Here is a 334-nt window from a genome sequence, read left to right as displayed (position 1 = left end):
CGCTTAACGGATAAAATATCGGAGATAAAAACATCAGAAACGTTATCATAATTGGCACAGCCTGAGCTATATCTCGAAAATATACGCCAATGGTTGAAAAAATAACAATTAATGAAAAACCGATAAGAAACAAAGGAATCAACAACAACGGAAAGAATAAAATTGTCCAAGGCACTGAATTGAAGACAATTAGTTGAGCAATGAGCAAAATTATGAAACTTATAAAGAAATTAAACACGGCCGAAAGAAAAATGCTAAACGGAAGACAGCCAAGTGGAAAAACAACTTTCTTAACGTAATTTACATTACTGGTAAATAATGTCGGTCCTCGACT

1 protein-coding gene is annotated in these 334 nt (G+C 33.5%); it reads right to left on the bottom strand.

The features are described 5' to 3' along the window. Window positions 1–334, bottom strand: a 334-nt coding sequence (locus CWM53_RS32250) for an ABC transporter permease (protein ID WP_165784988.1), incomplete at both ends; no start/stop codon positions are given.

Source organism: Klebsiella sp. A-Nf5 (genome assembly GCF_002810545.1).
GTDB classification, from domain to species: domain Bacteria; phylum Pseudomonadota; class Gammaproteobacteria; order Enterobacterales; family Enterobacteriaceae; genus Klebsiella; species Klebsiella variicola.
Note: the sequence above shows the minus strand (reverse complement) of the source record. Positions and strands in the feature narration are given on the sequence as shown.